Source organism: Streptomyces bicolor, assembly GCF_000719285.1.
GTDB lineage: Bacteria > Actinomycetota > Actinomycetes > Streptomycetales > Streptomycetaceae > Streptomyces > Streptomyces bicolor.
The window spans coordinates 81289-88864 of record NZ_JOFS01000036.1; the positions used below are offsets into that span (position 1 = coordinate 81289).

A 7576-nucleotide genomic window follows, 5' to 3' on the forward strand; every position below is an offset into this window, starting at 1 on the left:
GGGTGTCGGACTTGACGCGCACACGTTATCGATAATCATTTTCATTTGCCACTCCGTTCCTACCGACCGCCCCGGAGCGACCTCTTGTCCTTCCCGCCCCGCCCCACGGCCCTGCTCTGCGCCCTCGTGGCCACGGCAGCCCTGCTCCCCTCCGCCACCGCCACCGCCGCCCGGCCGACGGCCTCCCTCACCTTCGGCGCCTGCCCGGACTCCGTGCCGAGGCCGCCCGCCCCGGACCGCGTGGAGTGCGGGCGCCTCACCGTCCCGCTCGACTGGCAGCATCCCTCCGGCCCGCGCATCGAGATCGCCGTCTCCCGCGTCGCCGCCTCCGGCACCCCGGGCGAGCGCCGCGGCGTCCTGCTGGTGAACCCGGGCGGCCCCGGCGGCTCCGGGCTTCCCTACGCGGTGACCAAGCGCGCCAAACTCCCCGCGAGCGTGCGGCGTTCGTACGACGTCATAGGCTTCGACCCGCGCGGCGTGGGCCGCAGCACCCCCGTGGACTGCGGCCCGATGGGCGGCCTGTTCACCGCTCCGGGCGCGGACCCGGTACCGGCGACCCCGCGCGCGGAGCGGACGTACCTCACATCACTGCGCCGCCTGGCCGACGACTGCGCGACGGGCGCGGGCACGGACGTGCTGCCGTACCTGTCCACCGAACAGACGGCACACGACATGGACGCGATCCGCACCGCGCTGGGCGAGCCGCGGACGAACTTCCTCGGTGTCTCGTACGGCAGCTATCTGGGCGCGGCCTACGCGGCCCGCTTCCCCCACCGCGTCGGCCGCATGGTGCTGGACAGCGTGGTCGGCCCCTGGGACTGGTACGCCTTCGACGTCGTCCAGAGCCGTGCGCTGCTGCGCGCCCGCGACACGTTCTTCGCGTGGACGGCCGCGCACGCGGAGCGCTTCGGGCTGGGCGACGGCACGGATGCCGTACGGCGGTCCTATCTGCGGGTACGCCAGGGGCTCGCGGCCCGCCCGGTCAACGGCTTCGGCCCGGCGGAGTTCGACCGCGCCGTCTACCGGGCCCTGGGCCGTACCGAGCGCTGGACGGGCCTGGCCGACGGACTGCGCACGTATCTGACCGACGGCAGCCCCGACGGCCTGCGCCCCGCGTCCGCCTTCGACAGCCCGGAAGCCCGCAACTACGAGGCGGCCAACCGGATCGTGAAGTGCGCGGACGGACCGGGTCCGACGCCGCGCGAGATCCTGGCGGACATCCGCCGCACCCGGCGTCTCGACCCGCAGCCGGTCCTGACCGGCATGGAGGCGCCGGCCTGCGCCTACTGGCACCACCGCCCCGACCGCCGTACGCCACTGGGCAGTCCGGCCGCCCCGCCGGTCCTGCTGGTCGCATCCGCGCACGACCCGGTGACGCCGGTCGAGGGGGCGCGGCGACTGCGGGAGGTGCTGCCCGGTTCCCGGCTGGTGGTGCTCGAGGACGACTACTCGCACGGGGTGTTCGCGAGCCGGGGGAATATGTGCGTGGACGGTGCGGTGGGGGCCTATCTGGTCGACGGGGTGGTGCCGAGGGGGGATGTTCGGTGCGCCGGGCCAGGGCTGCCGTCTGCGTAGCCTGCGGGCAGTCGTGCCTCCCCCTGAGCGTGGGGGCGCGTGCGATCGCAAGGCGCCGGAGCGCCCTCGATGGGGGTGCCCCCGCGCGAGCCGAGCGAAGCTCGGTTCGAGCGTGGGGGAGGAGCTCTAAAGGGACTGGGAGGTAGCCCCATGGGCGGCACGGGTGGGCGCACTTGCTGAGAGCGCAGTCACGGCAAGGGCTGTTCCGTCCAGATGACCTTGCCGTCCGGTGCGTACCGCGTCCCCCACCGCTCGGTCAGCTGCGCGACGAGGAACAGGCCGCGGCCGCCCTCGTCCTCGGTGCGGGCGCGGCGCAGGCGCGGTGAGGTGCTGCTGCCGTCGGAGACCTCGCAGATCAGGGCGCGGTCGCGCAGGAGACGGAGCTGGAGGGGGCCGGTGGCGTGACGGATGGCGTTGGTGACCAGTTCGCTGGCGATCAGTTCGGTGGTGAAGGCGAGTTCGTCGAGGTGCCAGGCGGCGAGCCGCTCGGTGACCGCCACGCGTGCGCGGGAGACGACCGCCGGGTCGCTGGGCAGGTCCCACCGGGCCACCCGGTCGGCACCCAGGGCGTGAGTGCGGGCGACGAGCAGGGCGACGTCGTCGCCGGGGCGGGCCGGGAGCAGGGCGTCGAGGACGGCCTCGCAGGTCTCCTCCGGCGGACGGCCGACGCAGCCCAGCACGGCGCGCAGCTTGTCCAGTCCGGCGTCGATGTCGCGATGCCGGTCCTCGATCAAGCCGTCGGTGTAGAGCACGAGTTGGCTGCCCTCGGCCAGCTCCAGCTCGACCGTCTCGAAGGGCATACCGCCCAGACCGAGGGGCGGGCCGGAGGGCAGGTCGAGGAACTCGACCATGCCGTCGGGCGAGACGACCGCGGGCAGGGGGTGCCCGGCGCGGGTGAGGGTGCAGTGCCGGGACACCGGGTCGTAGACGGCGTACAGACAGGTGGCGCCGACGATTCCGGAGTCGGGGGCGCTCTCCGCGGCCCAGCCCTCGCCTCGGTCGAGCCGGCCGACCAGGTCGTCGAGGTGGGTGAGGACGTCGTCGGGCGGCAGGTCCAGGGAGCAGAAGTTGTGGACGGCGGTGCGCAGTCGGCCCATCGTGGCGGCGGCGTGCAGGCCGTGCCCGACCACGTCGCCCACGACCAGCGCCACCCTGGCGCCGGACAGCGGGATGACGTCGAACCAGTCGCCGCCGACGCCGGCCTGCGCGGGCAGATAGCGGTAGGCGACCTCGACGGCGCTCTGCTCGGGGCGGCCCCTGGGCAGCATGCTGCGCTGCAGGGTCAGGGCGGTGTTGTGCTCGCGGGTGTAGCGGCGGGCGTTGTCGATGCAGATCGCCGCGCGGCCGACCAGCTCCTGGGCGAGGGAGAGGTCGTCGTCCTCGAAGGGGGCGGGCCGCAGAGAACGGTAGAAGCTGGCCACGCCGAGGGTCGTGCCCCGCGCCCGCAGGGGCACGGTGATCAGCGAGTGGATGCCGGCCGCGAGCACCCGCTCCAGCCGCTCCGGGTCCTGCGCGATCCAGCCGCCCGCCTCGGACAGGACGGGTTCCAGCACGGACTGCCTGGTCTCCAGGGAGCAGGCCTGCGGCGTGGACGGGACGTACTCGACGAGATCGCCGACCTGGTACAGGTTGTGCGGGTCCTTGCGCACGGCCCGGATGGCCACCCGCCGCAACGGGGTCCGGCCGCCGAGCACGTCCGGCTCCTCGCCGCGCAGCACGGAGTCGGGCAGGTCCACCGCGACGAAGTCGGCGAACCGGGGGACGGTCACCTCGGCGAGTTCCTCCGCGGTGCGGGTCACGTCGAGAGTGGTGCCGATACGGACGCTCGCGTCGTGCAGCAGCTCCAGCCGCCGCCGCGCGAGCACGGCCAGCCGCCCGACGCCGGGCTCGCCCACGAGGAGCAGCCAGCCGTCGGCGCCGGCACCGTCCGGGTCGGGCTCGGGGAGGGTGGCGGGCCGGGGTGGGGGTTCGAGGGTGGGTGCGGAGCCGTAGCCGCCGGAGGTGACGTCCGGTGCCGGAGGGGTGGGCGGCGGGAGGGCCGAGGTGGGCGGCTGGGATACGACCGTGTGCGGCCCGGTATGCGCCACCGACCCGAACGCGCCCTGGGTGACATCCAGTCCCTGTCCCCCCACCGACGCCGACCGTACGTGCCTCAGGCGCGGCCCGCCCAGCACCCGCACCTCCACCGCGACCCCGCTCTCCCCCGCCGCTCCCCGCACCTGCCGGCGCCACAGGGTGGCGGTCCGGCCGCTGGGCAGGGTGATCTCGTCGAGGGTGCGGTGCGGGGCGGCGAGGAGTTCCTCGGCCTTCTCGCGCAGTGCCGCCAGATCTGTCCGGGCGAGGGCGCCGACGCCCAGGCCGGGCGGCGGCCATGCGGGCTGCTGCGGCCAGCCCCCCGCATGGCCGTCGGCCCGCCGGTAGGCGGCGAGGAGCGCGCGTTCGCGCTGGGTGGCCTGCTCCAGCAGCCGGGCCTCGATGTTCCGGGCGGCTTCGCGGACCATGCGCACCATCGCCGGGTCGCCCTGGTCGCGCAGGCAGGTGAGATCGAGGACGGCCTCGATGCGCCCACTGAGCGGGTCCCGGACGGGCGCCCCCGCACAGGCGAAGGGCTGCAGGCAGTCGGCGAAGTGCTCGCGGCCGGCGACGTAGACGGGGCCGCGCACGGCGAGCGCGGTGCCGACGCCGTTGGTGCCCACGACCGCCTCCGAGGCGTCGAACCCGGGCGCGAACCGCACCTCGTCGAGGCGCTCGGACAGCCGTCGGCCACCGTCGAGCCGCTGGACCATGCGCCCTTGCCCGTCGCAGAGCGCGATCGTCATGCCCACATCGGCGAGGGAGGCGGAAAGCTCCTTCAGGACCGGGTCGACGGCGCGCAGCAGCCGGTCGTCCAGCGCCACGTCCGCGGTGTAGCGGACCACCAGCCGGTGCGGTTCGAGCCCGGCGGAGCGGCATCGCTTCCAGGAGTCGAGCACGGGGTCCCTGACGTCCGACTCGACCAGTGAGCCGGCGAGGAAACGTTCGTGGGCATCGACGAGCCCGCCGATGTCGTCCCAGGCGACGGACAACGGGATCACTTCCCTCACCTGAGGCCGTCCCGGTCGCGCGCGCCGCCACTCGGCCCACGGCCCGGTGGGCTTCTTCAGGCGCTCTCACCCTAGCCCCGATGTGACGCGGCTCACAACGGGTCACCCCGGCCTCGCGGAGCGGGAGCGCCTGCCGACCGAGCGCCGGATACTTGACGTCATGCGCTTACTGCGAGGCGCCTCGTGTCTCGCCGCCGGGCTCGCGCTGGTGGCCGCCGTGGGCTGCACCGGCAGCGAGGTCGAGGGCACCCCGCGCACCCAGACCCCGTCGACGTCACCCCCGGCCGGGAGCGAAACCCCCGCCGCGGCACCCTCGCCCTCCCCCGCCCCCGCCGACCCGGTCTCCCTCCCGGCCCTGATCCAGCGCGAGCACCGGGGTTCCGACCTCCGCCTCGGCGCCGTTCGCCTGCGCACCGACGCCTACACGCAGTACGCCGTCACGTACCGCGCGAACGGCCTGACGATCTCGGGGATCCTGAACGTCCCACGCGGCGAGGGCCCGTTCCCGGCGCTGGTCCTGGCGCACGGCTACATCGACCCGGACGTCTACACGACCGGCCGCGGCATGCCCCGGGAGCAGGACCTCCTCGCCCGCAACGGCTACGTCGTCCTGCACACCGACTACCGCAACCACGCGGGCTCCGACGACGACCCCGACAACGACGTGAACCTGCGGCTCGGCTACACCGAGGACGTCATCGCCGCCGTCCTCGCGCTGCGTTCCGCTGCCCGGCCGGACGTCGACGACGAGCGGATCGGCCTGCTGGGGCGGTCCATGGGCGGCGGGGTCGTGTACAACACGCTGGTCGTGGCGCCGGGGCTGGTCGACGCCGCCGTCGTCTTCGCGCCGGTCAGCTCGCGCCCGCAGGAGAACATCGACCGTTTCCAGCGGCCCGAGGACGATCCGGTCGTCGAGGAGATCGAGGCCGCGCACGGCACGCCCGAGGAGAACCCGGAGTTCTGGCGGCAGGTCTCGCCGGTCACCTACGTCGACCGGGTCACCGAACCCCTGCTGATCCACCACGGCACCGCCGACGACACCTGCCCGCTGGCCTGGACCCGGGCGACCGTCGCCGCATTCGAGGCGGCGGGCAAGGACGTGGAGTTGCGGACGTACGCGGGCGAGGGGCACACGTTCGGGCCCCGGTGGCCGGACTCGATGGACGCGACCATGGCCTTCTTCGCACGCCATCTGCGCTGATCGGCGGCCGGTGTGAGGGACGACGCACAGCGGATCGCAAGTTTTTTCCCGCGGCGGTGATTGTTTCGCGGGTTCCGTCCGTACCTCCTGGAGTACCGAGTCATTCACCTCTGGAGGCACGATGCCCATCTCGCGCCGCATGGTAGGCACCGTCTTCGTGGGCGGCGCCCTCGTCCTGACGCTCTCCGCCCTCGCCTACCCCGCCATGGTCGGCGTGGAGACCACCTCCACCTCGCAGGACCGCATCATCGCCAACACCCAGTACGGTCCGCTGACCGAAGCCGACCGGGACTTCGTGGTCAAGGTCCGCGCGGCGGGCCTGTGGGAGCACCCGCTGGGGCTGATCGCGATGCAGAAGGGCACGACCCCGGCCATGAAGGAGGCCGGCGAGCACCTGGTCGTCGGGCACGGTCGACTCGACGCCACCTGCCGCAAGATCGCGCCCGAACTGGGCATCACCCTGCCCAACCAGGCGAGCCCGCAGCAGCAGCAGTTCGTGGCGACGGCGGACTCCAAGACCGGCCAGGAGTTCGACGCCACGGCCACCGCCATCATGCGGGTGACCCACGGTCAGATCTTCCCGGTGGTCGCCAAGATCCGGGCCAACACGCAGAACACGCTGGTCCGCCAGCTGGCCGACCAGGCGAACGACACGGTGCTGGACCATATGACGGTCCTGGAGAAGACGGGCCTGGTGAACTTCGACGCGAACAACTTCCAGCAGACCACGCCGCCGAAGCTCCCCAAGGACCAGACCACCCCGCCCCCTCCGCAGCCGGGAACACCGGTCCTCGTCCTCAACATCCCGAAGGAGCTGGAGGACCTCAACACCGCGTCCCCGGCCCCGAGCCCGTCGGCCGGCTGACGGCACGGCGAGGCAAGGCACGCAGCGATACGGCCCCGGCGCCACGGATCGGCTCGGCTCACCCGGGGGTCGGGTGCCGTATCAGCCCGTCTTCCGCCCCCACGGCGTGTCCATCCGCTCCCACTCCGCGGCCCACTGCTCCATCCGACGCCGCTCCAGACCCAGCCGTACCATCCAGGAGCAGCCGAGCACGACGCCGCCGGCCGCCCCGGCGGCCAGGACGCCTCCGGCGATCGAGTGCAGCAGGATCTCGGTCTCGGACAGCGGTTCGTTGACGACGGCGCCGTTGCGGTCCGTCCACACCTCGACCTTGCTGCCCGCCTCCGCGTTGGGCGGAACCCGTGCCTCGTCGGTGCGGGTCGTGCCGTCGGGGTCGGTCCAGCGGACGGTGCCCCACACGAGATGGTCGGTGGTGACCCGCGAGGCCCCCGGGTCCTCCGTGTCCTTCACCAGTACGGCCGTCACCCGCTGGCTCTGGGCCCGCATGTCCTGAGCGGACCGGGTGACCGCGTCCGCCGCCACCAGCCCCGCGAACAGGGCGCCGACCAGCGCGAACACCCATGCGCACAGCACGACCCAGGCCTCGACGAGGTCACTGCGCCGCCTCAGCGGGCTGCGCCGCCACCGCCACAGCCGCACCCTCGGGCACTCCGACGCAGCCATGCCGACACCCCCTTTGGCACCGACGGCACATACATCCAGTGTGCGCCCCCTGCGGCAGGGTGCCTACTGCGCCTGAGCGCCGACCACCTGCTAGGTCCTGTCGTCAAATTCCCGTCGTCCGCCCGAAGGGCGGGCCCGGCGGCGTCTGGTGCGTGCGATCGCAAGGCGCCGGAGCGCCCTCGATGGGGG

5 protein-coding genes are annotated in these 7576 nt (G+C 73.5%); 3 read left to right on the forward strand and 2 right to left on the reverse strand.

Going from position 1 to position 7576, the window contains the following annotated elements:
* Nucleotides 1-84 precede the first annotated feature (84 nt).
* A complete protein-coding gene (locus tag IF78_RS0135765; RefSeq protein ID WP_031486945.1) occupies nt 85-1575 on the forward strand; it encodes an alpha/beta hydrolase in 1491 nt (496 codons plus the stop codon).
* Nucleotides 1576-1763: 188 nt separating this feature from the next.
* Here the strand turns inward: IF78_RS0135765 and IF78_RS0135770 are convergent, their stop codons facing one another.
* Entirely contained in the window at nt 1764-4649 is a 2886-nt protein-coding gene (locus IF78_RS0135770; RefSeq protein ID WP_031487015.1) for a SpoIIE family protein phosphatase, read from the reverse strand.
* Between the two features lie 169 nt (nt 4650-4818).
* Here IF78_RS0135770 and IF78_RS0135775 point away from each other — a divergent pair, with 169 nt between their 5' ends.
* Nucleotides 4819-5859, forward strand: coding sequence for an alpha/beta hydrolase family protein (locus tag IF78_RS0135775; protein WP_031487016.1), 1041 nt, complete (start codon nt 4819-4821; stop codon nt 5857-5859).
* A gap of 121 nt (nt 5860-5980) precedes the next feature.
* Nucleotides 5981-6724, forward strand: coding sequence for a DUF4142 domain-containing protein (locus IF78_RS0135780; protein WP_031487017.1), 744 nt, complete (start codon nt 5981-5983; stop codon nt 6722-6724).
* Nucleotides 6725-6805: 81 nt separating this feature from the next.
* On the opposite strand, the gene IF78_RS0135785 is transcribed toward IF78_RS0135780, so the two are convergent.
* Complete coding sequence (locus IF78_RS0135785) at nt 6806-7387, reverse strand: Rv1733c family protein (RefSeq protein ID WP_031487018.1); 582 nt, start codon at nt 7385-7387, stop codon at nt 6806-6808.
* Nucleotides 7388-7576: the final 189 nt, after the last annotated feature.

What these genes read in the sequence shown, in the direction of transcription:
- IF78_RS0135785 (WP_031487018.1), bottom strand. Translation starts at nt 7,387, where the DNA reads ATGGCTGCGTCGGAGTGCCCGAGGGTGCGGCTGTGGCGGTGGCGGCGC.
- IF78_RS0135775 (WP_031487016.1), top strand. Translation starts at nt 4,819, where the DNA reads ATGCGCTTACTGCGAGGCGCCTCGTGTCTCGCCGCCGGGCTCGCGCTG.
- IF78_RS0135780 (WP_031487017.1), top strand. Translation starts at nt 5,981, where the DNA reads ATGCCCATCTCGCGCCGCATGGTAGGCACCGTCTTCGTGGGCGGCGCC.